Here is a 23251-nt window from a genome sequence, read left to right on the forward strand (position 1 = left end):
CCGGACCGGTCGCGTCTTTTGGCGACGATTTCGGGCCGAAGAATCTCTAGCACGATTGACGTTTACGTCAAATGGCTGGCCAGCCCCGCGTCGCGCGTCTGAGCAACAGCCAATGCCGGCGCAATGCCGAAAGGCGCACCGCTCCAGCCAGAGGCGAACGGCGGCCGTCCTTCATCTTGCCGAGATAGGCTCTGGTAAGGGCCAACGGCAAAAAAGCCGGGCGTAGCGTCTCTGGAACGGCCGAAGCCCCTTGCTCGAAAGCGCTGAGATGCTCCTGCGCCAATGCCATCATCGCTGCCACCGCTCGCTCCGCACCGGGACCGCCATCGCCGCTGACAAACTCCTCAGGCGACGACCCCGCCGCTGCCAGAATATCGGCCGGCACAAAGCATTGGCCGCGCCGTCGATGCAGCGGCAACAACAGCAGAAGTCCGGTCATCGCCTGCGCACAGCCCGCCCGGCCCGCCAGTTCGGCAAAACGCGGCGCCTCGATGGGATCGAGCACCATCGCCGCAAGCTGGATCAGCGCTGCCGCCGTCTCGCCACAATAGCCTTCAAGATCGGTACGCGACGGCATCGGATCGTCATAGAGGTCGAAGATGCGGGCGTCGAGCATGTTGTCGAAGGCAGCTTTCGGCAGGCCGCGATCGGCAATCGTGGCCTTCAGCGCGTCGGCGAGCGGGTTGCCGGAGACTGCGGCCTCAGTGGCGATGACATCGCGCCACCATTGCAACCTCACCTCGCCAGGCAGCGCCTCGTGAATACGATCGCGGACAGACGCGATCTCGGCATTAAAGGCGTAAAGCGAAAACAGCGCCTGGCGCTTGTCGGCAGGTGCATAGAGCGCGCTGACATAGCGGTCGTGGTCGCCGGCGCGCACCGCCTCCATGACGATGTTGGCGGTATCGGTCACGTCAGTCGACGGCGATAAGGGCTGCGGCCACGGCGCGGTCTTCGGCAAGCAGCACATTGTAGGTCCGCACCGCCGCTCCCGTCGACATCGGGTCGGAGGCAATGCCCGCCGCTTTCAATGCCGCGCGCAGTGCCGCCGGCAACGGTCGCAAATCCTTGCCGGTGCCGACCAGCAGGATCTCGACCTTGCCGGCCTCGGCCAAAAGTAGGCTGAAATCCGCCGCCGTCAGCGCCAGCGGATCGGCCGGTTCCCAGCCATGGATGCCCGAGGGCAGGCACAGCAGCGAGCCGCGATGCGACATATCGGCGAAGCGGAAGCCGCCATTGCCATAGGCCTCGATCGGGGCGCGGCCGGGGAAATGCGCCTCGCGGATGACGATGCCTTTTGCCACCGGGGTGGCCGTCAGGTCGCCACGGCTTTGCCGCCACCCACCGGCTTCTCCTCGTCCGCCGTCGCCTGCGGCCTTAGCCTGAACAGGATCAGCAAGGGTGCTGCGATGAAGATCGACGAATAGGTGCCGAAGACGACGCCGAACAGCATCGCCATGGTGAACGACCGGATCACTTCACCGCCGAACAGCACCAGCGCCAACAGCGCCAGGATCGTCGTCACCGAGGTCAGCGTCGTTCTCGACAGGGTCTCGTTGATGGCGTTGTTCAGCAATTGCGGCAGCGGCATCTTTTTGTATTTTCTGAGATCCTCGCGGACGCGGTCATAAACGACGATCGTATCGTTCAACGAATAGCCGATGATGGTCAGGATCGCCGCCAACGACGACTGGTTGAACTCGAGCCCGGTGATGACGAAGAAGCCCAGCGTCATCACCACATCGTGCACCGTCGCCACGATGGCGCCAACGGCGAACTGCCATTCGAAGCGGAACCAGACATAGACCAGGATGCCTATCAGCGCGACCAGCATGGCAATGGTGCCTTGCTTGGCCAGTTCGCCCGAAACCGTGGGGCCCACCACTTCGACGCGGCGGAAATCATAATTATCCTGCAGCTCACCGCGCACCTTGTCGATGACGGTCTGCTCGGCATTCTCGCCACCCTCCTGGGTGCCGACGCGGATCAGCACGTCGTTGGGGGCGCCGAACTGCTGCACCTGCACTTCACCGATGTTGAGCTCCGACAGCCGGCTTCTGATATCGCCGATATCGGCGTCGCCTTGCTTGGACTGCACCTCGATGATCGAGCCGCCCTTGAAATCGATGCCGTAATTGATGTCGATGGTCAGGAATCCAATAACCGACAGGACCGACAGCAGGCTGGACAGCGCGAAGGTCCAGCGGCGGATGCCCATAAACGGGATTTTTGTGCCCGGCGGAATGAAGGTCACCGGCGCACGCGGCAATTCCTTCGGGCGCGCGCGGCGCAGCCAGATCGACACCAGCAGACGGGTGAAGGTGAAGGCGGTGAACACCGTGGTCAGGATGCCGATGGCGTAGGTGATGGCGAAGCCCTTGACCGGGCCGGTGCCGAGATAAAACAGCACCACGGTGGCGATCAGCGACGTCACGTTGGAATCGACGATGGTCGCCAACGCCTTCGAGAAGCCGGTATCGATCGCCTGGATCACGGAGCGGCCAAGCCGTCGCTCCTCACGGATGCGCTCATAAATCAGCACGTTGGAATCGACCGCCATGCCGATGGTCAGCACGATACCGGCAATGCCGGGCAAGGTCAGCGTCGCACCAAGCAACGACAACAGACCGACGATCATCGCCACGTGCACGGCAAGCGCAATGTTGGCGAGGAAGCCGAGGAAGCCGTAGGCGACGAACATGAAGGCGACGACAAGGATGGAGCCGATAATGCCGGCGACCTTGCCGGCATGGATCGAATCCTGGCCAAGGCCCGGGCCCACCGTGCGTTCTTCGATCACGGTCAGCTTTGCCGGCAGCGCGCCGGCGCGCAGCAGCACGGCGAGATCATTGGCGCTCTCGGCGGTGAAATTGCCCGAAATCTGGCCGCTGCCACCAAGGATCGGCTCGCGAATGACCGGCGCCGAGATTACCTGATTGTCGAGGATGATGGCGAATGGCTTGCCGACATTCTGCTGGGTCGCCTGGCCGAACCGGGTCGCGCCGCGCGAGTTGAAGGTGAACGAAACCACCGGCTCGTTGGTCTGCGAGTTGTAGGTTGCCGTCGCCTTGGCGAGATCTTCGCCGGAAACGATGACGCGGTTTTCGACCAGATAAGGAACCGGCGGATCATCCTGCGAGTAAAGCACCGAGGAGCCTGCCGGCGGGCGGCCATTCAGCGCATCCTGCACCGACATCGAGGTGTCGACCATCTGGAAGGTCATCTTGGCGGTCTGGCCGATGATCTCCTTCAGCCTTTGCGGATCCTGCAGGCCGGGCACCTGGACCAGCACACGGTCGTCGCCCTGCCGCTGCACGATCGGCTCGGTGGTGCCGAGTTCGTTGACGCGGCGCTCGACGACTTCGATCGACTGCGCCAGTGCGGCCGAGGTGCGGTATTTGATGCCGGCGTCGGTGACGGTGAATTTCAACAGGCCGGCTTCGGAATCATCCAGCGACATTTCCTGGATGGAGCCGCCGGTGAACAGGCCGGCAGCGACCGGATCGGTCAGCGGCTTCAGCGCCTTCTTCGCGGCGTCGATCTGATTTGGGTCGGTGATGCGCACCTGCACGGTCCTGCCGGTGCCGCCAAGGCCGGTATAGCCCACCTTGGCGTCGCGCAGCAGCGTGCGGATTTCGTCGCGCGTCGTCTCCAGCTGCGCCTTGACCAGATCGTTCTGGTCCATCTGCAAGAGGATATGCGAGCCGCCCTGCAGGTCGAGACCCAGCGTCATCTGCCGCTTCGGCACCCAGCTTGGCAGTTGCGCCAATGTGCTGGCGGGGAAAAGGTTGGGCGCGGCAAGGATGAACGTGGCGGCCACGGCCAGCCAGATCAGGATCATCTTCAGGCGCGAAAAATACAGCATATGGCGTCGTCCGTCAGGGCATACTGGCGGATCGTTCCGCCGACAATTCGGTTATTTCTTGGCGTTGTTATTTGCCACCGGCTCGCCCTTACCCTGCACATCGTCGATTGTCGAGCGCGCTAAGGTCAATTCGGCGCTGCCGTTGGCAGCGGTTTCAGCGTCAATCGCCTCTGTCGGTTTCCATTCTAATTCTGAACGCCGCCGGGCGCTATCGTGCGCACGTCGACTATTTTCAGCTTTGCCGGCATCGGGCCCGAACGCAGGAGTAGAGCAAGGTCGTCGGCGCTCTCCTTGGTGAAGTTGCCCGATATCTGGCCGGTACCACCCAGGATCGGCTCGCGGATGATGGGCGCCGAAATCACGCGATCGTCGAGGATTATTGCAAAGGGTCTGCCGACATTCTGTGAGGTCGCCTGGGCAAAACGCGTCTTACCCTTGGCGTCGAAGGCGAACGATACAACCGGCTCGTTCATGGCCGAGTTGTAGGTTGCCTGGGCATTGACGACGCTGTCGCCGGAAACAATGACGCGATTTTCGACCAGATACGGAACCGGCGGATCGTCCTGCGAATAAAGCACGGAGGACCCTGCCGGCGGACGGCCATTGATGGCGTCCTGTACCGGCATCGTCGTATCGACCATCTGCAAGGTCAAATTGCCGGGCTGCCCCAGAATGTCGGTAAGCCGAGCTGGCGTCTGCAAGCCGGGCACCTGAACAAGGATGCGGTCATTGCCTTGCGGCTTTACGATCGGTTCGACACCGATGCCGTCGCTGACCCGGCGTTCGACGACTTCCAGCGATTGCGCCAGCGCCATCGACGACCGCAGCTTCAAACCGTCATCCGTCAGCGTGAACCTGAGCAGTCCTGGTTCCGGCTCATCAAGCAGCATCTGCTTGACCGGATTATCCCCGGCGACCGGATCGGTAAATATCTTCAGGGCTTTCTTGGCGGCATCGACTTGTGCTGGATCTCTAATCTCGAGATGTGCCTCGCGGCCCGACTGACCAAGCCCCTTATAGCCAACTCGAGCGTCGCGCAGCAGCGTGCGAATGTCGGCAAGCACCGTCTCGAGACGAGACTTGATCAGATCGTCCTTGTCCACCTCGAGCAGCAACTGCGAGCCGCCCAGCTGCTCGAAGCTCGCGTGCCGATTAGGCAGCCAGGCAAGAAGATCGTCGAGCGTGCCGTCCGGCTTCAGGGAGCGCGCGCCGAGCAGCACGCCGAACACCACCACGACCGCAACCGCCAGCCAGATCAGGATCTTCGTAAGGCGCGAAAACCGCATATGGCGTTGCCCGTTGCTGGTTTACCCTGCCCTAAAATCCGGTTCTGTTCTGGACTTACTTCTTCGCGTTCTGGTTGGCCACCGGCTCGCCCTTGACCCGCACATCGGCGATCGTCGAGCGCAGTGCCGTCACCTTGGTGCCGCCGCCAAGGTCGATCTCGAGCTCATGGTCGTCGATCACCTTGGTCACCTTGCCGACGAAGCCGCCGCCGGTGATGACCGTGTCGCCACGGCGCACCGCCGAGAGCATCTCCTGGCGCTTCTTCAGCTGCGCGCGCTGCGGCCGGATGATGAGGAAATACATGATTACGAAGATCAGCACGAACGGGAGTATCATGCCGATATCCCCGAACGGGCCAAGCGGAGTTCCGGTGGCTTGGGCGTATGCCGGTGTGACGAACATCAAGAACTCCTGGTTACGAAGAAGGCCATAAGGCGGCCTCGCCAAATTTGGCCGGAATATAGTGGGTAAAGTTGCCAATGCAACTGGACGGCCCGGCTTTCGGCTGCTTTTCCAGCCCGGTGACCCGTGTTAGAGCATGCTCCCGGATAACGGGCGTGGTTTGCACAAAAGATCACGCTCAAACAAAAGCTTGGAACCAGTTCCTATCTCGCCCGGACCAGGACGATTTCCGCCCGCTACGCACGTTCGCAGAACAACAAAAGACCGAGACATGACCGACAGCACCATCGAGGCCCTGAACCAAAAGCTCGACCGCCTGATCGAGGCTGTCACCCGCCTCGCCCCGCCGCCGGTGCCGCAGACCGATCTTGCCGTGGCCGATTGCTTCGTCTGGCAGGCCGATCCCGGCTATCTCGAACCGGTGCGCAAGGTCAATCGCGTCGACATCGGCCTGATCCGCGGCGTCGACCGCGTGCGGGACATTCTGGTCGAAAACACCGAGCGCTTCGCCGCCGGCCACGCCGCCAACAACGTGCTGCTGTGGGGCGCGCGCGGCATGGGCAAGTCATCGCTGGTCAAGGCCGTGCATGCCGAGATCAACGCCAAAGCCAAATCCGACCTGCCGCTGAAACTGATCGAGATCCACCGCGAGGACATCGACACGCTGCCCAGGCTGATGGGCCAGTTGAAGGCGGCGCCCTTCCGCATCATCCTGTTTTGCGACGATCTGTCGTTCGACCATGACGACACTTCCTACAAGTCGCTGAAGGCAGCCCTTGAAGGCGGCGTCGAGGGCCGCCCGGCCAATGTCATCTTCTATGCCACGTCGAACCGCCGGCACCTGCTGCCGCGCGACATGATCGACAATGAGCGCTCGACGGCCATCAACCCGTCCGAGGCTGTCGAGGAAAAGGTTTCGCTGTCCGATCGTTTCGGCCTGTGGCTCGGCTTCCACAAATGTTCGCAGGACGAATATCTCGACATGGTCAACGGCTATGCCAGCCATCACGGGCTGGAGATCGACCCGGAGCAGTTGCGCGCCGAAGCACTCGAATGGGCAACGACGCGCGGCAGCCGCTCGGGCCGCGTCGCCTGGCAGTTCACCCAGGACCTAGCCGGCCGCCTCGGCAAGCCGCTCAACGATTGATGAGTTGGATTGCGCCGCCGACGCAAACCAACGACAGGTTATTTCGGCGGCGCCACCCGTCGCACGTCACGCGGCGTTTGGCCGATCTCGCGCCGCATCCAGTGCGCCAGGTGTGATTGGTGCGCGAAGCCGGTCAACGCCGCTATCTCGCTCGTGCTGAGATCGCCGCGCCGCAGCAGGACACACGCCCTTTCCACGCGGCGTCGCAACACATAGCGATGCAAGGTGACGCCCATCGCCGCCTTGAACCATGTGCGCAGATGCGAACTGCTCGCGCCGGCCACCCGGCTCAAGCGATCGATCGAAAGCGGCTCGTCGAGAGCGGCCTCGATGTGTTCGAGGACACGTTTGAGCTGGGCGTCAGACAACCGGTTCGCTCGAACCATGTCAGGGCCATCGAGGCCGAGCAGCCTCACCGCAAGCGCGGCGCCGATGCTTTCCGCAAACAAAGGGCCACTCGGCGCGCCTGCGGCGAGATCGCTCTGCAGCGCTTGAGCCAGATGCTCGATCCGCTGGTCACGCAGCAAATGTCGTGTGTCCAGCCGCGATGCTCGCGCCTTGCCGCCAAGTTCCGCGGCGACCCTTTCCATCAAGGCCGGCTGCAAGACGATCTCCATCGTGTCGAACGGGGTTTCGGCCTCGAAACCGCCCTCCTCGCCGGCCGGCACAAGGTCGATGTCGCCGGCGCGCCTGACGAAGTATCGCCCGGCCTGATTGCAGTAGGAACGCGTCGCCGCGCTTGCATGCACCATGATGCGATGGTGCGCCGCCCGGGGCAGCCGATGGACGCCTGCCTCGATATGCCGGCAAACCATCGTGACGTCGGACGAGGCCGGAGCGAATTGCGGAAGCATGCTCTCTCGATTCATGGCGAAACCTGTTCAAGATTTGGCAATTCCCGCGCGATTTTCAACGCCGCGAACCTGTACTCCCGCCTCTCCTTTAAATACGGAAGAGAGGTTGCGATGAGTTCGTATGTTGTTGTCGGCGCGGGCCCGGTTGGTCGCGAGACGGCTCGCCTTCTTGGCGAGGAAGGCCATGATGTCATCCTGACCAGCCGAAGTATCGGTTCGAACGTGTTGCGGAATGTGCGGTCGATACAGGCCGACGCCACGGACGCCTCGGCGCTGTCGCGTGTGTGCCAGGGCGCCGATGCCGTTTTCATGTGTGCCATGGCCACATATCATCGCTGGCCAACAGACTTTTTCCCCATAATCGACGGCACCGTGCGCGCCGCGGAAGCAGTAGGCGCCAAGCTCATCGTGCTTGGAAACCTCTATGGTTACGGCAGGAATGGCGAAAACCCGCTGCGCTCCGACATGCCGCTGGACCCGAATTCGAAGAAGGGAACCGCCAGGACGATCATGTGGCAGCGGGCGGCCCGCGCCAGCGTGCCGGCGATCGAAATCCGGTCCAGCGACTATCTCGGGCACGGCGCGATCAGCTACTTCTCGCTGATCGCGCTGCCCTCCATCATCGAGAGCAAGCCAACCGCTTTCATTGGTGACCTCGACGCCACTCATGCCTGGAGCTTCACCAAGGACGTCGCCAGGACGCTCGTCGCCGCCTCCCGCTACACCGGCGAATGGGGACGGGCGTTTCATGTCCCCTCGCAATACGCCTCGCCCAACGAGCTTATCCGCAAAACCGCGGCGATGCTTGGCCGGGATATTGCCGAGACGCACTCCTACTCTATCCCCGAGATGGAAGCGCTCGGCATGCATGAGCTGATCGAGATGAGGTACCTCTTCGAGACCCCCTTGCTGATTGATTCCTCCGACGCGGAGACGCTTCTGGGCGTTAAGGCCAGCAGCCTCAAGGAGATGATCGCCGACACCCTCCAGGATTATCTTTAAGTCCGGTCGTCAGGCAATCTTCCGCAACTGAAAAAGCCCGCCCCTTGCGGAGCGGGCTGAGCCGGCGGGCCGGACTGGAGGTCAGACGGCCTGCAATCGTTTATTGTTCTATTCGAGACAGCCCGACTATTCGAGATAGCCGGACGGATCGACCGGAGCGGAGTTCTTGCGCACTTCGAAGTGCAGTTTCGGCGAGTCGGTGGTGCCGCTCATGCCCGACAGCGCGATTTCCTGGCCGCGCTTGACCTTCTGGCCGCGCTGCACCTCGATCGAACTGGCGTGGCCGTAGACGGTGACCAGCCCGTTTTCGTGGCGCACCAGCACCGTGTTGCCGAATTCCTTGAGGCCGTCGCCGGCATAGATGACGACGCCATTCTCGGCCGCCTTGACCGGCGTCCCCTCCGGCACCGCGATGTCAACACCGTCCTTGCCGCCACCAAAATTGGAGATGACGCGGCCACGCACCGGCCAGCGCATCTTGCCGATGCCGGTGGCATCCGGCGCGACAGCGTCGTCGTCCTCGGCCTGCTGGATGACCTTGGCGTCCTTCTTCGGCGGCGTGTAGGTGGCGAGCGTCTCCGTCGGCTTTGCCGCCGGCTGGGTGGTGGCCGTCGTCACCGGATCGACCTTTGCCGGCTTGGCGCTGGCGACCGTTGCCGTGCCGCCGGCCGGAACCTTCAGCGTCTGGCCGATCTTGAGCAGACCGTCCTGCATGCCGTTGGCCTGCTTCAGCGCGACGACGCCGACGCCGGTCTTCCTGGCGATGGAGGACATGGTGTCGCCCGACTGCACGGTATAGGTTCCGGCACCCGCCTTGGGCGTGGCCGCAGCCGTCTGCTGCGCCGGTTTGTCGGTCGTCGGCTTGTTCGCGGCGGCCGAGGCGTCGACCTGCGCGGCGGATTTGCCGTCCTTGAGTTTCGGCTGCTGCGGCAGCACGGCGACCTTCTCCGGCGCCGGCGCCTTGGGGCCGTTCGCCGGCTTGCCATCGGCAACTTTCGGCTCGGTCCCCTTGCTCGAATAGGCATAGGCCGGGATGACCAGCTTCTGGCCGGTCTTGAGCCCCTTGGTGGCGCTTAAGCCGTTGACCTTCATGATCACATCGGCCGGCACGTGATAGCGCTGGGCGATGCCGGAAATGGTCTCGCCATCCCTGACGACGATCTCGGTGGCATGCGGCGTGCCGGCGGCCGGCTTCGGCGCGTAAGGCTCATCAGCATTCTTGAACGGCCTAGCCGCCTGGACAGTGCCGGTCGTCGTCGTCCTGTCGACATGCGGTGCCGGTCCAAGTGCCGGCGCGGAAGCGGTGCGCATCGGCGCCGCCGCCGGCTGGCTTGGCGGCGGCAGTTGCTGGACGGTGACCGGCTCCAGGCTGGAGCGGCTGACCGACTGGCTATGGCTGCCATCGATCGGCGCGGCGGCGATCGGCTCGGCCGCCACGTCGCCCGGATAGGGCTGTGCGGTGCTCTGCTTGTCGATGATGGCGCGCTGATTGTTGGTCGAGGAGGTGAAGACGTCGTCGACACCGTTGAATCGCGAGGCCTGGGAGCTACACCCCGCCGCCACGCCGGCTAGCATGAGAACAGCGCAGCCCCGCGACAGAGTACGCCCGTTTGCCTTCAAAACACTGAATTGCATCGCACTAACCCGCAGACCCGGTACACACTGGTCATGATTAAAGCGCGTTAATGTTACTGGCGGGTTAACCCATTAGAATCCGGCGCAAATTTTCTTAAAATATTCGAGCGTGCTGCTAGATGACGGCCGCCACGCTGCGCAGGATCGGCTGCAGGCGCACGGTTCCGATATCCTCGCGCTCGAAACGGCTGCCGACCTTGGTCAGCTTGGCCAGCACCTGCTCGCCCTCTTCCGGTCCGATCGGCGCAATGACGATGCCGCCGGACGACAACTGGTCGAGCAGGAAGCGCGGCAAGCTGTCGAATGCCGCCCAGGCGACGATGCGGTCGAACGGCCCTTCATTGGCAAGCCCATTCGAACCGTCCGCCTGGCGCACGACGACATTGCCGATGCCGAGCGCCTCGAAACGTTGCCTCGCCTGCTCGGCCAGCGTCTTGTAGCGGTCTATGCTGACGACCCGCGCCGCCAGCCGCGACATCACCGCCGCCGTGTAGCCCGACCCCGTGCCGATCTCGAGCACACGGTTGCCGGGCTCTATTGCCAACGATGCGATCACCGCCGCCTGCAGATCGGCGCCTTCGATCGCCTCGCCGCATTCGATCGGCAGCATGCCGTCCGACCAGGCGATGGAATGGTATTGGCCGTTGAGGAAGCCGCGCCGTGGCGTCGCTTCAAAGGCGGCGATCAACGCCTTCGGCACCGCGCCGCGGCCACGCAGGCGCAGCAGGAAAGCGGCAAAACCCTCGCGGTCGTCTAGCGGCAAGTTCATGCAAAAACCTTGTTCATGCCAAAACCTTAATCAGACAGAGCCTTGGTCAGTTGATCGCGGATTTCATGCGCGGTGAGGTCGAGTTGCAGCGGCGTCACCGACACCAGCCTGTTGCGCAGGGCATGGAGATCGGTGCCTTGCTTGCCTTCGACCGGCTCGCGGCCGAAGCGCAGCCAGTAATAAGGCAGGCCGCGCCCGTCCCGGCGCTCGTCGACCCACAGGCTGTGCACCAGCTTGCCTTGCGAGGTGACCACGGTGCCGGTGACCTCGTCAGGCAGGCAGTTGGGAAAATTGACGTTGAGCAGCACGCCGTCGGGCAGCGGCATGGCGATCAGCTTCTTCAGCAGCGCCGGAGCCAACGTCTCGGTGGTCTCGTAGGGAACGACGCGATCCTCGCCGACATAGGAATAGCCCTGGCTGAGCGCGATCGAGCGGATGCCGAGCAGCGCGCCTTCCATGGCGCCGGCGACCGTGCCGGAATAGGTGACGTCGTCGGCGATGTTGGCGCCGGAATTGACGCCGGACAGGATCAGGTCGGGCGCGCCGGGCAGGATCTTCTTGACGCCCATGATAACGCAGTCGGTCGGCGTGCCGCGCACGGCATAATGCTTCTCGCCGATCTTCCTCAGGCGCAGCGGCTCCGAGATCGACAGCGAATGCGCATAGCCCGACTGGTCCTGCTCCGGCGCCACCACCCAGACATCGTCCGAAAGCGTGCGGGCGATGCGTTCGAGCGACGCCAGGCCCTCGGCGTGGATGCCGTCATCATTGGTCAGAAGAATGCGCATTATTTCGATTCGATCTTCGCCAGACCGCCCATATAAGGCCGCAGCACTTCAGGAATCGTTACGCTGCCATCCTCATTCTGGTAGTTTTCGATGACAGCTATGAGCGCGCGGCCAACTGCGGTTCCCGAACCGTTGAGCGTATGGACGAAGCGGTTGCCCTTGCCGTCCTTGTCCTTGTAGCGGGCGTCCATGCGGCGCGCCTGGAAATCGCCGCACACCGAGCAGGACGAGATTTCGCGATAGGCGTTCTGGCCGGGCAGCCAGACCTCGATGTCGTAGGTCTTGCGTGCGCCAAAGCCCATGTCGCCGGTGCACAGCGTCATGGTGCGGAACGGCAGGCCGAGCCGCTTCAGCACTTCCTCGGCGCATTGCGTCATCCGCTCATGCTCGGCCAGCGAAGACTCCTGGTCGGTGATCGAGACCAGCTCGACCTTGTAGAACTGGTGCTGGCGCAGCATGCCGCGTGTGTCACGCCCGGCCGAGCCGGCTTCCGAGCGGAAGCACGGCGTCAGCGCGGTATAGCGCAACGGCAGTTTCTCATGCGCCGTGATCTCCTCGCGCACCAGATTGGTGAGCGGCACTTCGGCGGTCGGAATCAGGCCCAGCCGGCCGTCGCCATGCGGCGTGAAGAACAGATCGTCCTCGAATTTCGGCAACTGGTTGGTGCCGAACAGGACCTCGTCCTTGACCATCAGCGGCGGGATGATTTCCTCATAACCGTGCTCGGTCGTGTGCAAATCGAGCATGAACTGGCCGATGGCGCGCTCCATGCGTGCCAGCCCGCTCTTCAGCACGGTGAAGCGCGACCCCGACAGCTTTGCCGCCCGCTCGAAATCCATCATGCCGAGCGCTTCGCCGATCTCGAAATGCTCCTTCACCCAGTTCGGCCGCGTCGGCACCTTGCCGACAATGTGTTTGACGACATTGTCGTGCTCGTCCTTGCCGACCGGAACGTCATCGAGCGGCACGTTAGGCAGCACCGCCAGCGCATCGTTCAGCGCCTTGTCGAGTTCGCGCTCGCGCGCCTCGCCATTCTGGATGAAGGTCTTGATGTCGCCGACTTCGGCCTTGAGCTTTTCGGCAAGGGCTGCGTCGCCCGAGCGCATGGCGTTGCCGATCTCCTTCGAGGCGGCGTTGCGGCGCTCCTGCTTGGTCTGCAATTCGGTGACGTGCTCGCGACGCGCCTCGTCCCTGGCAATCAGATCATCGACCGTGGACTGCGCCTCGTCAGCCGACCACGAACGCTTTGCCAGCGCCTCGACAAGGGCCTTCGGGTTGTCGCGAATCCATTTGATGTCAAGCATGGGTAGTACGCTCCTGAGCTAGGCCAGAGGGCGTAAACCGCATCCTTGACCGATGCAAGACGAGCGTTCAGCGACCGTCGCGTTTTTCCGCAGACGCGGACACCAGAACGGTGCGGCTAGGAGGGAGCCTGCGTCGAGGACGCTTTCGCTGCCTTTTCGGCCACGGCTTCGGCAGCTTCCTGCTTCTCGCGCGCCAGCTTCTGCTTGACCTGATCGCGCTCGATGAACCGGGCCGCCCAGATCGAGACTTCGTAAAGCAGGATGGTCGGGATGGCCAAACCGATCTGGCTCATCGGATCGGGCGGCGTCAGCACGGCCGCGACGACGAAGGCGATGACGATCGCCCATTTGCGCTTTTCGGCCAGCGCCTTCGACGACAGCATGCCGACGCGCGTCATCAGGCTGGTCACCACCGGCAGCTGGAACACCAGGCCGAAGGAGAAGATCAGCGTCATGATCAGGCTGAGATATTCCGACACTTTCGGCAGCAGCGAAATCTGAACCTGGTCGTCGGTGCCGGCCTGCTGCATGGCGAGGAAGAACCACATCACCATCGGCGTGAAGAAGAAATAGACCAGCGACGCGCCCATCAGGAACAGGATCGGCGAAGCGATCAGGAACGGCAGGAAGGCGTTGCGTTCGTTCTTGTAGAGGCCGGGCGCGATGAATTTGTAGATCTGGGTGGCGATCAGCGGAAAGGCGATCACCATGCCGCCGAACATGGCGAGCTTGACCTGCGTGAAGAAGAATTCCTGCGGCGCCGTGTAGATCAGCTCGACCTTGTGCGGATCGAGCCCAGCCCATTGCGTCGCCCATTTGAACGGGATGACCAAAAGGTTGAACAGCTTCTTGGCGAAGAAGAAGCAGACGAGGAAAGCGGCGAAGAAGCCGCCGATCGACCAGATCAGCCGCCGCCGCAGTTCGATCAGATGCTCCATCAGCGGAGCCGACGACTTCTCGATCTCGTCCTTTTCGCTGTCCGCAATGCTCACTTGGCGGCTCCCGCCGTCTTCTTAGGCGCAGGCTTTTTGGCCGGCGCAGGCTTCGGGTCAGCCTTTGTCGCTGCCTTTGGTGCAGCAGCTGATTTACTGGCTTTTGCCGGTGCCACCTTGGCGGGCGCTGCTGACGCCTTGGCCGAAGCTTTGGCGGCTGGTGCCGACTTTGCCGGTGCTGCCTTGGTTGCCGCTGTCTTGGGTGCCGGAGCGTTCGCTTGCTTCGGTGCCGCGGCCTTCTTTGCAGGCGCATTTTGCGGCGCTGTCGTTGCAGCGGCCGCTGTTACCACGGACTCGTCGGTCATGGCCGGGAAGATCGGCGCTGGCGGGGCAGCGTCCGGAGCGCTCACACCGGGCATCACCGTGGCGCCGTTCTTGAGCGGCTCGGCTGCTTGCGGCGTCTCCGCCGCCGGCGTTGAGGGATCGACGGCGGGCTTCGGCTTCATCACCGCATCGACGCCGGAGCGCACATCGGCTGCCGCCTGTTCGAACGGATTGAGCTGCTTGCGGATCTCGGCTGCCGGATTGAGGCTTCGCAGCGTATCGACCGACTTCTTGACGTCGTCGAGTTCGGCTTCCTTCAGCGCCTCGTTGAACTGCTTCTGGAAGTCGGCGGCCATCGCGCGCAGCTTCGCCGTCGTGCGGCCAAAGGTGCGCAGCATATTTGGCAAATCCTTGGGCCCGACGACCACGATCATGACGATCGCGATCACCAGCATTTCGGTCCAGCCGACTTCAAACATGGCAATCTGTTCCGACTAGAACCTTGGGCTAGCTCTTGCTGGCCTTTTCCTTCACTGCCGAAACGGTCTCGTCGGGGCGGTGCTCGACGGTGCGCTTGTCATCGGCGGTGTCGTCGTCGGCCATGCCCTTCTTGAAGCTCTTGATGCCCTTGGCCATGTCGCCCATCAGCTCGGGAATCTTGCCGCGGCCGAACACCAGCAGCACGATCACCAGCACGATCATCCAGTGCCAAATCGAAAATGAACCCATTGTAACTCTCTCTCGAATGTTTTCCCTGGCGATGATCTATGCGTTTTCGCGTTGGGATTCAAACACAACCGCGACAAAGTTTATGAAGGCGCGGCTTATGTCACGCATTTTCGGCAAAGCTGCCCGCTACCAATCGGCGCATCTACATCTGGAAAGCGGCTTTTGACAGGCGCTGCCGGGTCAATCTTCCGTGACGCGCGGCGTCAACAGGCCGAGTTCCTCGAGGTCGATGTCGGTCAGCGCGTCCTCATCCTCGGTCAGCGCATCCGGATCGGCCGGCGGCAGCGGGATAGCGAAATTCGACGGCATGCGGCCGGAAAGCAGCCCCGCCCCCTTCAACTCGTCCATGCCGGGAAGATCGCGGATTTCCTCCAGCGCGAAATGATCGAGGAAGCTGTCCGTCGTGCCGTAGGTGACCGGACGGCCGGGCGTGCGGCGACGGCCGCGCATCCGCACCCATTCCGTCTCCAGAAGCGTGTCGAGCGTGCCCTTCGACGTCTCGACGCCTCTGATGTCCTCGATCTCGGCGCGCGTCACCGGCTGGTGGTAGGCGATGATCGCCAGCACTTCGAGCGCCGCGCGCGAAAGCTTTCGCTGCTGGACCGTATCGCGGCTCATCAGGAAGGCGAGATCGCCGGCGGTGCGGAATGCCCAGGCGTCGCCGACCCGGACCAGATTGACGCCGCGCCGGGCATAGATTTGCTGCAGATCGGCCATGGCAGCGGCGATGTTGATGCCGTCGGGCAGTCTGGCTGCGAGCTGTTTTTCACTGACCGGCTCGGCGCTGGCGAACACGATCGCCTCGGCCATGCGCACGGCTTCCGCCATATGCAGCCGCTCGCCAGGATTCATGGGCGCGTTCTGGGGCGAATTGTGGGTGTCGGTCGGGTCCTGGGCGATAATGCCCTCCTCCGTCTCTTCTTCGACCTTGAACGGAATGACCGAAGCGTTGGCGCGTTCGCTCATGATGCCACCTCAACTGCCTTGATTGCCGATGCCCGGTGGTCGCGCAGATAGATCGGCGCAAATGCCTGCTCCTGCCGCACATCAATCTGGCGCTCGCGCACCAGTTCCAGTGTCGCGGCGAACGAACTTGCGATCGCCGTGCGCCGTTCTTCCGGGCTCGTCATATATTCTATCAGGAAGCTGTCGAGCGTCGTCCAGTCACGCATCGAACCGATCAGCCGGGCCAGGATGTCGCGCGCATCCTTGAGCGACCAGACGCCGCGCCTGGCGATCGTCACATTGGTGATCGCCTGTTTCTGGCGCTGCTGGGCATAGGCGGTGAGCAGATCGTAGAGCGAAGCCGAATAGGCGTTGCGCTTTTCGACGATGACCATTTCGGGCATGCCGCGCGCAAACACGTCGCGGCCGAGCCGGTTGCGGTTGACCAGCCGCGCCGAGGCGTCGCGCATGGCCTCCAGCCGTTTCAGCCGGAATTGCAGCACCGCCGCCAGTTCCTCGCCGCTCTCGCCTTCCTCGCCGGGCTGCTTGGGGATCAAAAGCTTCGACTTGAGGAAGGCCAGCCACGCCGCCATCACCAGATAGTCGGCGGCAAGCTCGAGCCGCAGCGCCCTCGCCGTCTCGACAAAGGTCAGATATTGCTCGACCAGCGCCAGGATCGAAATGCGCGCCAGATCGACCTTTTGTGTGCGGGCAAGGTGCAGAAGAAGGTCGAGCGGACCTTCGAAACCGGCGACATCGACGACCAGCGACGGATCGCCGGTGACACGTGAATCGTCGTTCTCGGCCCACAGACGGTCCATCGGTGCGGCCTTCGCAGCCTTGCTATCCAATGTTTCCGCCACTTGCCCCTTTGTCTCCTGTCTAGGCCACTGCGTCAAAATAGGTGGCAAACTCGGCGCGTATCTCGGTTTCGTCGGCCCGGTCACGATCCCTTATATAGGTCAGCGCCCGCTTGGCGCGTTCCAGCGACGTGCCTTCAAGTCCTGTGGTTCGCGATGCGATGCCCGCCATCTCCTCGAAAACGCCATTGCAGTGAAGGACCAGATCGCAGCCCGCCGCAAGGATCGCCGCCGCCTTTGTCGGGAAATCCCCAGAAAGTGCCTTCATCGAGGTGTCGTCGCTCATCAGAAGCCCGTCGAAGCCGATCTCGCGGCGGATGATCTCGTCGATGACCTTGCCCGACGTGGTCGCCGGGTTGTTTGGATCGATGGCGCTGTAGACGACATGCGCCGTCATCGCCATCGGCAGATGGCTAAGCTCCCGGAACGGGGCGAAATCATGCCGCTGCAGGTCGCTCAGCGAGGCATCGACCACAGGCAGTTCGAAATGCGTGTCGGCAAAGGCGCGCCCATGGCCCGGAATGTGCTTCATGACCGGCAGCACGCCGCCCAACATCAGCCCTTCCGCCGCCGCGCGGCCAAGCTCGATGACCGGACGCGGCTCCTTGCCGTAGGCGCGCGCGCCGATAACGTCGCTGGCGCCCTCGATCGGCACATCCAGCACCGGCAGGCAATCGGCCGAGATGCCGTAGCGCAACAGGTCGAAAGCATGCAGCCGCGCCATCAGCCAGGCGGCACGCGTGCCGGCATCATGGTCCTTGCGCCACAATGCGCCGAGCGCACCGCCGGCCGGATAGTTCGGCGCCAGCGGCGGCCGCAGGCGCTGCACCCTTCCACCTTCCTGGTCGATGAACACCAGCGCATCGGGGCGCCCGATGCAGTCGCGCATTTCGGCGACCAGATCGCGGATCTGCTCGGTCTCGCCGATGTTGCGCGCAAACAGGATGAAGCCCCACGGGCATTCATTGCGATAGAAGCGGATTTCGTCGCGAGTGAGCGATTTCCCGGCACAGCCGAGGATCATGGATTTTGATTCGGTCATCCCAAGAGTTTAGGGCTTCGCGCCGTCAAAGGGAATCACCCTGGACGGCAAGCGCCTGAACCGCTTGCTCATCCACATGAAAAAGCCGGCGCGACCCCTTGGGACGCGCCGGCTTTGATAATTGGATCAGGTCTTAGCGCGACACGAAGCAGTTGCCGCCGGCAGCCTTGTAGCTGGTGCACAGATTAATCGCATCATTGCGCGACTGCGCCGGGACGCGGACGCGGTAGAAAGTGCCCTTGCCGGCGATCTCGGCCTTGACGATGTTGGCGGTGCGGCCGGCCAGCACGCTGCCGTAGCGGCGCTGCAGGTCGGCATAGTTGGCCTGGGCGCTTTCGACCGTCGGCTGCGAAGCAATCTGCATCGACCACGAACCGCCGCCTGATGTCGAAGCCGTCGCCGGAATGGAGGCAACCTGGTCGGGCTTGACCTCACCGACCACATCGACCGGCTGGTCGGACGGGCGCTGCGGCGCCACGGCAACCGTCTCCGGCGTGTTGGCGGACTGGGTCTCAACCTTCGGCGCGGTCGCCGGCTTCACCGGCTTGACCGGCTTGGCGGTCTCGGCACTGGCCTGGTCGCTGTTTGCCTGATCGGTGGCAGGCGCCACGGTGCCGGTCTGCTCGGCATCGGCTGAAGGGGCGACGTGCTGCGGCGCCGGATCGGTCGGCTCGGCAGCTGCAATTTGCGGCGCGGCCGGCGCCGGATCCTCGCGTGCCACCAGCGAGCCGTCAGGCTTGACCACCATGGTCCGCACCTTGCGCGGGGCAACGGCGACCGTATCGGGGTTCTTGTCGGCTTCCTGCAGAACCTGCGCGATGCGGTCCTCGGATTTGGGCGCGGGGGCTGCAGCCGCATCGGGATTGCCGGCAGCGTCGGGGTTTCCGGCGGCATCGGTGCCCGGGGCAGCGTCGGTCTCGTCGGGCGACAGATCGACAACGCGGCTTTCCGGCTCCTTTGCCTTCACATCGACCGGCTCTTCGGTTGATGTGACCAGCTTCTCCTGCACCGGCTCGGCCGGTTTGGTGCCCTTGGCGACCGCGTCATAAACCTTGTTGTCCTGGTTCGGCACCACAGCGCCACCCGGATTTTCCGGCTTGACCTTGATCGGGGTGTTATCAGCCTTGACGATCACGGGAGCGTCGCTGCCGCCCTTGCCGCCAAAGGACAGGGCAAAGGCGCCGAGGCCACCGATAACGGCCACCGCGGCGACGACCGCGGCGATAAACAGGCCGCTCCGGCGCGGCTTTGCCGCTTCCTGTTCGGCAAGGCCCGGCACCGTCATCGCCTCGTCCAGGTCCGGATCGTAGTCGAGTTCGTCGACCGAGAAATCGTCGGCCTGCGAAACCGGCTGACTGCCGGGCAAATCGCCCATGTCGAAGCCACCGGCTGCATAGGCAGTTTGCGCTGCGGCGGCAGGCGCATCGGCGGGCTGCGCCGCATAAGCGCGCTGGTCGAGCTCATGGCCCGAACTGAAGCCGGAGCTGTAGGAATCGTCGTCATAGCCGGCATTGCGTACCGCAGCTTGTGGCGGCGCCACTTCCACCGCGTTCATGTCGGTGAGCAGGCCGGCGAATTCGGCGTCGATATCGTCATAGGCCGCTGGCTCGTCTTCCTGGAAGCTGAGCTCGGGAATATCGAGGTCGTCGGCGATCGCCACCACGCGCTCCGGCACATCGACCGTCTCGACATCCGGCATCTCGTCATAAGCCTGAGGCGGCGCTTGGCGCGTCGGCGCTGGCGCTGCATAAGCAGCGACCGGCTGGTCGCCGTAGGTTGGTGCGGCTGCCGCAGGCACGGAAGGCTTTTCTGCAAAAGAAGCTTGGGGCTGCGCAGCAACGGAAGGCTGCGCAGGGGTCGGGGTCACGCGGCTCCACGAACGCGCCGGCTCCGGCGGCGTCGAGCGCCAATCGCCAGCGACCTGTGCGGCTGTGTCGTCATCACCGAGATCGATGCCTTTGGCCAAGGCCGCGTCGAAGGCATGATCGTCGAACTCGATCTCAGGCTCATGGCCCTCGAGTTCACCGGCAAGCAGATCGTCGAAATCGGCATCGTTCTGGGCTGCGGCGGCTTGAGGAGCCTGCGCAGGCGCGTGTTCGTCCAGGTCCCAGTCAAGATTGTCGGCAGAAGCCGCCGGCGCCGCGGCGGACCGCTGCACCGGCACGACAGGCTCATAGGCCCGTGTGGGCTCGATGACTGGCGCCGGCCGTGGTGTGGTCATCGCGCCAAGCAGCGCGTTGAGTTCATCTTCCAAAGTCCGTTCGTCAGCAGCCGGCGCGGCCGGGGTCGCCACAACGGTGGGCGCCACAACAGCGGGCGCTACATAAGCGGGTGCGACCGGGGCTGGCTGGACCGGGGCGGCGGCGGCCTCGGCAGCCGGCTCGTGGTCGGCAACCGCGTCGTCGATGCTCAGGTCGAAATCGTCGAACGCTTCGTGCGCGGCCTCATGAGAGGGGCTTGCCTCCGCAGTCCACGCCGGCGTCTCGTCGACTTCCGGCGCATCCATCTCAACCGGGGCGCTGGCCTCCAGATCGCTGACATCCAGATCGCGCTCTTCCGGAGCCTCGGCTTCGACAGGCTGAGCTTCGAAAGCCTGAGGCTCGAAATCCTGGCCAGCGAAATCCCGGGCAGCGAAATCCATGTCGACATCGGCCATTGCGTCGTCGAAATGGTCGGAAAAATCCTCATCGGCAACAGCGTGGTCGCCGGCGTCGACGACCGGCGCCTCTGTTGCCGGAGCGGCATACTGGTCCTGCGCCGGCACATTTCTGTCCAGCGTCAGTTCGTCTTCCAGCGACAGCGAGACGGCATTGTCGAAATCATCGTCGAATGCGACATCGTCAGCAGGCGCAGCAGCAACCACGGCGACACCAGCGCTATGGGCGACGTCATCGGTCGCATCGTCATCGAGCAATCCCTGCTCGAGCGAGGCGGCAAGCTCATCGTCCATCGGCAGGTCGTCTTCGAGCGGCGACACGTTTTCCAGCGAGCTGGCGACAGCCATGTCGAAATCGTTATCGAATGCAGGTTCGTCGAATGCGGGCTCGGCAAACGAAGGTTCGGCGGCTGGCGCCACGGCCTGCGGGCGAGTGCCAAAATCATGATCGGCGGCGTCGTCGAACACGAAATCATGGTCCAGCGAAGCGGCAAGCGCATCGTCCATCGCGGCATCGGCGGTTTCGAAAGCCGGCTCGCGACTCTCGGCGGCAGGTTGGTGAACCTCGGGAGTTGGCTGGCTAACCTCCATGGAGACGAGGTCGTCGCCGAGTTCGCCCATCAACTCCTTCTCGAGGTCGATGTCGAAATCGCCCTCGTCCGCAACCTTCTGGACGACCGGCGCCTTTGGTTTGACCGGCTGGCGTGGATCGAAACCCATGATCCTGGTCAGTTCCGCGAACGGATCATCCTCGGCGATGTCGTTGTTGTCGGCTGCTCTCAGTTGGGTTCTGTCTGCCATTATTGTTCCCGAACTCGCACTCATTCGGACGCCATGGACGTCGCGCAGGGTTGGCCCTTACCAGCGCAATGTGGGCAAATGGTGACAGGTTTTTTAGTCAAACCTAACGCATTTCGGTGGGCGCATCAGCCCCAATCAGCGTCAGGCCGGAGGTCAAAACATCCGAAACAGCCTGCACCAGCCCTAGTCTGGCATGTGTCAATTGTCGGTCGTTAACCTTAACAAAACGTAAGTCGGGATTATCGGTGCCCCGATTCCAGTGGCCATGAAAGCTGGAGGCCAGATCGTAGAGGTAGAATGCCAGCCTATGCGGCTCCAGCGCAAGGGCTGCGGATTCGATCAGCCGGGGATATTCAGCCAGCTTCCGGATCAGGCCGATCTCGCCCTCATCGGTCAGCGACGCCGAGGCGGCCGCCAGGCTTTTGCGGTCGAAATTGGCTTCGCCCAACTGCTCGCTCGCTTGCCGGAACACCGAATGGCAGCGCGCCGAGGCGTACTGCACGTAGAACACCGGATTGTCCTTCGACTGCTCGGTCACCTTGGCGAAGTCGAAGTCGAGCGGCGCGTCATTCTTGCGGAACAGCATCATGAAGCGCACCGCGTCACGGCCGACCTCTTCAATGACTTCCCGCGCCGTGATGAAATTCCCAGCCCTTTTTCCCATCCGGACCGGCTCGCCGTCGCGAAACAGCTTGACCAGATTGCTAAGCAGAACCGTGAGCTTCACGTCGTCGCCGGCAATCGCCCGCGCCAGCGCTTCCAACCGCTTGACGTAACCGCCATGGTCGGCCCCTAGCACATAGATCAGGTCGACAAAGCCGCGGTCGACCTTGTCCTTGAGATAGGCGACATCGGCGGCGAAATAGGTGAACGAGCCGTCGGACTTGACCAGCGCCCGGTCCATGTCGTCGCCAACCGCGGTCGAGCGGAACAAAGTCTGCTCGCGGTCTTCCCAGTCGTCCGGCTTTTCGCCCTTGGGCGGCGGCAGCTTGCCCTTGTAGATGTGGCCCTTCAGCGTCAGATCGTTGATCGCCGAGCGGATCTTCTTGGCGTTGTCGGCATGCAGCGTGCGCTCGGAGAAGAACACGTCGTGATGCACGTTGAGCAACGCCAGATCCTCGCGGATCATCACCATCATCGCATCTATGGCGCGGTCCTTGACGATGGCCAGCGCCTCGTCATCCGGCATTTGCAGCAGGCTGCGGCCGAACTCTTTCGCCAGCGCCTGGCCAAGAGGGACCAAATAGTCGCCGGGATAAAGGCCAGGCGGAATTTCGCCGATCTCGTCGCCGAGCGCCTCCCGATACCGCAATATGACCGAGCGGCCGAGCACGTCGATCTGACCGCCGGCGTCGTTGATGATGTATTCCTTGGTCACGTCATAGCCGGCGAAGCCCATCAGATTGGCCAGCGTGTCGCCGACCACCGCACCCCGGCAATGGCCGACATGCATCGGTCCGGTCGGGTTGGCCGACACATATTCGACATTGGTCTTCTTGCCGCCGCCGATGGTCGAGCGGCCATAGTTGCGGCCCTGCCCGAGCAGCGCGGTCAGATGCGCCTGCCAGAAGGCGTCCTTGAGCCTGAGATTGACGAAGCCCGGGCCGGCGACGTCGGCTGCGGCGACATCGGCGTCGCTGCGCAGCGCTTCCACCAGCCGTTCGGCCAGCGCGCGCGGATTCTGCCCTGTCGGCTTGGCCAGTACCATCGCCGCATTGGTAGCAAGATCGCCATGGCTGGCGTCGCGCGGCGGCTCGACGGCGATGCGCGACAGGTCGGGCGTAACGCCATTACTGTCTTTCAAATCAAGCGCTTCGACGGCTTTTGTGATTCGCGCGCTGAAATCGGCGAAGATGTTCATGGGTCTTGCTCTGGCGGACTGTGCAGGAGAACCGGCTCATTGGCCGGC

20 protein-coding genes are annotated in these 23251 nt (G+C 63.3%); 2 read left to right on the top strand and 18 right to left on the bottom strand.

From position 1 onward, the window contains the following. Nucleotides 1-67: 67 nt before the first annotated feature. From AC1D1L_RS13245 to yajC, 5 genes are all read right to left on the bottom strand, one after another. Nucleotides 68-889 carry a phytoene/squalene synthase family protein gene (locus AC1D1L_RS13245; protein ID WP_477342184.1) on the bottom strand — a complete coding sequence of 274 codons (822 nt, stop codon included), beginning with the start codon at nt 887-889 and terminating at the stop codon, nt 68-70. A 25-nt stretch (nt 890-914) separates the two neighbouring features. Then, a complete protein-coding gene (locus AC1D1L_RS13250; protein ID WP_112564768.1) occupies nt 915-1304 on the bottom strand; it encodes an Mth938-like domain-containing protein in 390 nt (129 codons plus the stop codon). Between the two features lie 11 nt (nt 1305-1315). Continuing rightward, nucleotides 1316-3865, bottom strand: coding sequence for a protein translocase subunit SecDF (secDF, locus tag AC1D1L_RS13255; RefSeq protein ID WP_352588620.1), 2550 nt, complete (start codon nt 3863-3865; stop codon nt 1316-1318). A 185-nt stretch (nt 3866-4050) separates the two neighbouring features. Beyond that, entirely contained in the window at nt 4051-5151 is a 1101-nt protein-coding gene (locus tag AC1D1L_RS13260; RefSeq protein ID WP_477341852.1) for a SecDF P1 head subdomain-containing protein, read from the bottom strand. A 55-nt stretch (nt 5152-5206) separates the two neighbouring features. Beyond that, on the bottom strand, nt 5207-5554 hold the full coding sequence (gene yajC, locus AC1D1L_RS13265) for a preprotein translocase subunit YajC (RefSeq protein ID WP_112564772.1): 348 nt from the start codon (nt 5552-5554) through the stop codon (nt 5207-5209). 271 nt (nt 5555-5825) lie between these two features. On the opposite strand from yajC, the gene AC1D1L_RS13270 reads away from it, so the two are divergent. After that, entirely contained in the window at nt 5826-6701 is an 876-nt protein-coding gene (locus AC1D1L_RS13270) for an ATP-binding protein (protein WP_477341854.1), read from the top strand. A 38-nt stretch (nt 6702-6739) separates the two neighbouring features. Here the strand turns inward: AC1D1L_RS13270 and AC1D1L_RS13275 are convergent, their stop codons facing one another. Then, nucleotides 6740-7555: a helix-turn-helix domain-containing protein gene (locus AC1D1L_RS13275; RefSeq protein ID WP_477341856.1), complete on the bottom strand. Its 816-nt coding sequence runs from the start codon at nt 7553-7555 to the stop codon at nt 6740-6742. 111 nt (nt 7556-7666) lie between these two features. On the opposite strand from AC1D1L_RS13275, the gene AC1D1L_RS13280 reads away from it, so the two are divergent. Then, nucleotides 7667-8557: an NAD-dependent epimerase/dehydratase family protein gene (locus AC1D1L_RS13280; RefSeq protein WP_477342186.1), complete on the top strand. Its 891-nt coding sequence runs from the start codon at nt 7667-7669 to the stop codon at nt 8555-8557. 126 nt (nt 8558-8683) lie between these two features. Here the strand turns inward: AC1D1L_RS13280 and AC1D1L_RS13285 are convergent, their stop codons facing one another. The 12 genes from AC1D1L_RS13285 to argS all read right to left on the bottom strand — a co-directional run bounded on the left by AC1D1L_RS13285 (nt 8684) and on the right by argS (nt 23203). Next, the gene (locus tag AC1D1L_RS13285; RefSeq protein WP_477341858.1) at nt 8684-10192 is read right to left on the bottom strand and encodes a peptidoglycan DD-metalloendopeptidase family protein; all 1509 of its coding nucleotides are present in this window, start codon (nt 10190-10192) and stop codon (nt 8684-8686) included. Nucleotides 10193-10307: 115 nt separating this feature from the next. Then, nucleotides 10308-10961, bottom strand: a complete 654-nt coding sequence (locus tag AC1D1L_RS13290; RefSeq protein WP_436260353.1) for a protein-L-isoaspartate(D-aspartate) O-methyltransferase — start codon at nt 10959-10961, stop codon at nt 10308-10310. Between the two features lie 26 nt (nt 10962-10987). Further along, nucleotides 10988-11749, bottom strand: a complete 762-nt coding sequence (surE, locus tag AC1D1L_RS13295; RefSeq protein WP_112564779.1) for a 5'/3'-nucleotidase SurE — start codon at nt 11747-11749, stop codon at nt 10988-10990. Continuing rightward, nucleotides 11749-13053, bottom strand: coding sequence for a serine--tRNA ligase (gene serS / locus AC1D1L_RS13300; RefSeq protein ID WP_477341860.1), 1305 nt, complete (start codon nt 13051-13053; stop codon nt 11749-11751). Before serS ends, surE begins: the two co-directional genes overlap by 1 nt. 116 nt (nt 13054-13169) lie before the next feature. Beyond that, entirely contained in the window at nt 13170-14045 is an 876-nt protein-coding gene (gene tatC, locus AC1D1L_RS13305; protein ID WP_477341862.1) for a twin-arginine translocase subunit TatC, read from the bottom strand. Further along, nucleotides 14042-14788 (bottom strand): Sec-independent protein translocase protein TatB, encoded by a 747-nt coding sequence (tatB, locus tag AC1D1L_RS13310; protein ID WP_477341864.1) that lies wholly within the window; start codon nt 14786-14788, stop codon nt 14042-14044. Before tatB ends, tatC begins: the two co-directional genes overlap by 4 nt. Nucleotides 14789-14816: 28 nt before the next feature. After that, nucleotides 14817-15038 carry a twin-arginine translocase TatA/TatE family subunit gene (locus AC1D1L_RS13315; protein ID WP_023667688.1) on the bottom strand — a complete coding sequence of 74 codons (222 nt, stop codon included), beginning with the start codon at nt 15036-15038 and terminating at the stop codon, nt 14817-14819. A gap of 180 nt (nt 15039-15218) precedes the next feature. Continuing rightward, the gene (gene scpB / locus AC1D1L_RS13320) at nt 15219-16004 is read right to left on the bottom strand and encodes an SMC-Scp complex subunit ScpB (RefSeq protein WP_477341866.1); all 786 of its coding nucleotides are present in this window, start codon (nt 16002-16004) and stop codon (nt 15219-15221) included. Then, nucleotides 16001-16804, bottom strand: coding sequence for a segregation and condensation protein A (locus AC1D1L_RS13325; protein ID WP_192257679.1), 804 nt, complete (start codon nt 16802-16804; stop codon nt 16001-16003). Before AC1D1L_RS13325 ends, scpB begins: the two co-directional genes overlap by 4 nt. A 61-nt stretch (nt 16805-16865) precedes the next feature. Next, nucleotides 16866-17885, bottom strand: a complete 1020-nt coding sequence (gene nagZ / locus AC1D1L_RS13330) for a beta-N-acetylhexosaminidase (RefSeq protein ID WP_477341868.1) — start codon at nt 17883-17885, stop codon at nt 16866-16868. A gap of 133 nt (nt 17886-18018) precedes the next feature. Then, complete coding sequence (locus tag AC1D1L_RS13335) at nt 18019-21342, bottom strand: SPOR domain-containing protein (protein WP_477341870.1); 3324 nt, start codon at nt 21340-21342, stop codon at nt 18019-18021. Between the two features lie 103 nt (nt 21343-21445). Further along, nucleotides 21446-23203 (bottom strand): arginine--tRNA ligase, encoded by a 1758-nt coding sequence (gene argS / locus AC1D1L_RS13340; protein ID WP_477341872.1) that lies wholly within the window; start codon nt 23201-23203, stop codon nt 21446-21448. Between the last annotated feature and the right edge of the window lie 48 nt (nt 23204-23251).

Source organism: Mesorhizobium sp. P2_D6 (assembly GCF_056404315.1).

What these genes read in the sequence shown, in the direction of transcription:
- AC1D1L_RS13245 (WP_477342184.1), bottom strand. Translation starts at nt 889, where the DNA reads ATGGAGGCGGTGCGCGCCGGCGACCACGACCGCTATGTCAGCGCGCTC.
- secDF (WP_352588620.1), bottom strand. Translation starts at nt 3,865, where the DNA reads ATGCTGTATTTTTCGCGCCTGAAGATGATCCTGATCTGGCTGGCCGTG.
- AC1D1L_RS13260 (WP_477341852.1), bottom strand. Translation starts at nt 5,151, where the DNA reads ATGCGGTTTTCGCGCCTTACGAAGATCCTGATCTGGCTGGCGGTTGCG.
- yajC (WP_112564772.1), bottom strand. Translation starts at nt 5,554, where the DNA reads ATGTTCGTCACACCGGCATACGCCCAAGCCACCGGAACTCCGCTTGGC.
- AC1D1L_RS13270 (WP_477341854.1), top strand. Translation starts at nt 5,826, where the DNA reads ATGACCGACAGCACCATCGAGGCCCTGAACCAAAAGCTCGACCGCCTG.
- AC1D1L_RS13275 (WP_477341856.1), bottom strand. Translation starts at nt 7,555, where the DNA reads ATGCTTCCGCAATTCGCTCCGGCCTCGTCCGACGTCACGATGGTTTGC.
- AC1D1L_RS13280 (WP_477342186.1), top strand. Translation starts at nt 7,667, where the DNA reads ATGAGTTCGTATGTTGTTGTCGGCGCGGGCCCGGTTGGTCGCGAGACG.
- AC1D1L_RS13285 (WP_477341858.1), bottom strand. Translation starts at nt 10,192, where the DNA reads ATGCAATTCAGTGTTTTGAAGGCAAACGGGCGTACTCTGTCGCGGGGC.
- AC1D1L_RS13290 (WP_436260353.1), bottom strand. Translation starts at nt 10,961, where the DNA reads ATGAACTTGCCGCTAGACGACCGCGAGGGTTTTGCCGCTTTCCTGCTG.
- surE (WP_112564779.1), bottom strand. Translation starts at nt 11,749, where the DNA reads ATGCGCATTCTTCTGACCAATGATGACGGCATCCACGCCGAGGGCCTG.
- serS (WP_477341860.1), bottom strand. Translation starts at nt 13,053, where the DNA reads ATGCTTGACATCAAATGGATTCGCGACAACCCGAAGGCCCTTGTCGAG.
- tatB (WP_477341864.1), bottom strand. Translation starts at nt 14,788, where the DNA reads ATGTTTGAAGTCGGCTGGACCGAAATGCTGGTGATCGCGATCGTCATG.
- AC1D1L_RS13315 (WP_023667688.1), bottom strand. Translation starts at nt 15,038, where the DNA reads ATGGGTTCATTTTCGATTTGGCACTGGATGATCGTGCTGGTGATCGTG.
- scpB (WP_477341866.1), bottom strand. Translation starts at nt 16,004, where the DNA reads ATGAGCGAACGCGCCAACGCTTCGGTCATTCCGTTCAAGGTCGAAGAA.
- AC1D1L_RS13325 (WP_192257679.1), bottom strand. Translation starts at nt 16,804, where the DNA reads ATGGACCGTCTGTGGGCCGAGAACGACGATTCACGTGTCACCGGCGAT.
- nagZ (WP_477341868.1), bottom strand. Translation starts at nt 17,885, where the DNA reads ATGACCGAATCAAAATCCATGATCCTCGGCTGTGCCGGGAAATCGCTC.
- AC1D1L_RS13335 (WP_477341870.1), bottom strand. Translation starts at nt 21,342, where the DNA reads ATGGCAGACAGAACCCAACTGAGAGCAGCCGACAACAACGACATCGCC.
- argS (WP_477341872.1), bottom strand. Translation starts at nt 23,203, where the DNA reads ATGAACATCTTCGCCGATTTCAGCGCGCGAATCACAAAAGCCGTCGAA.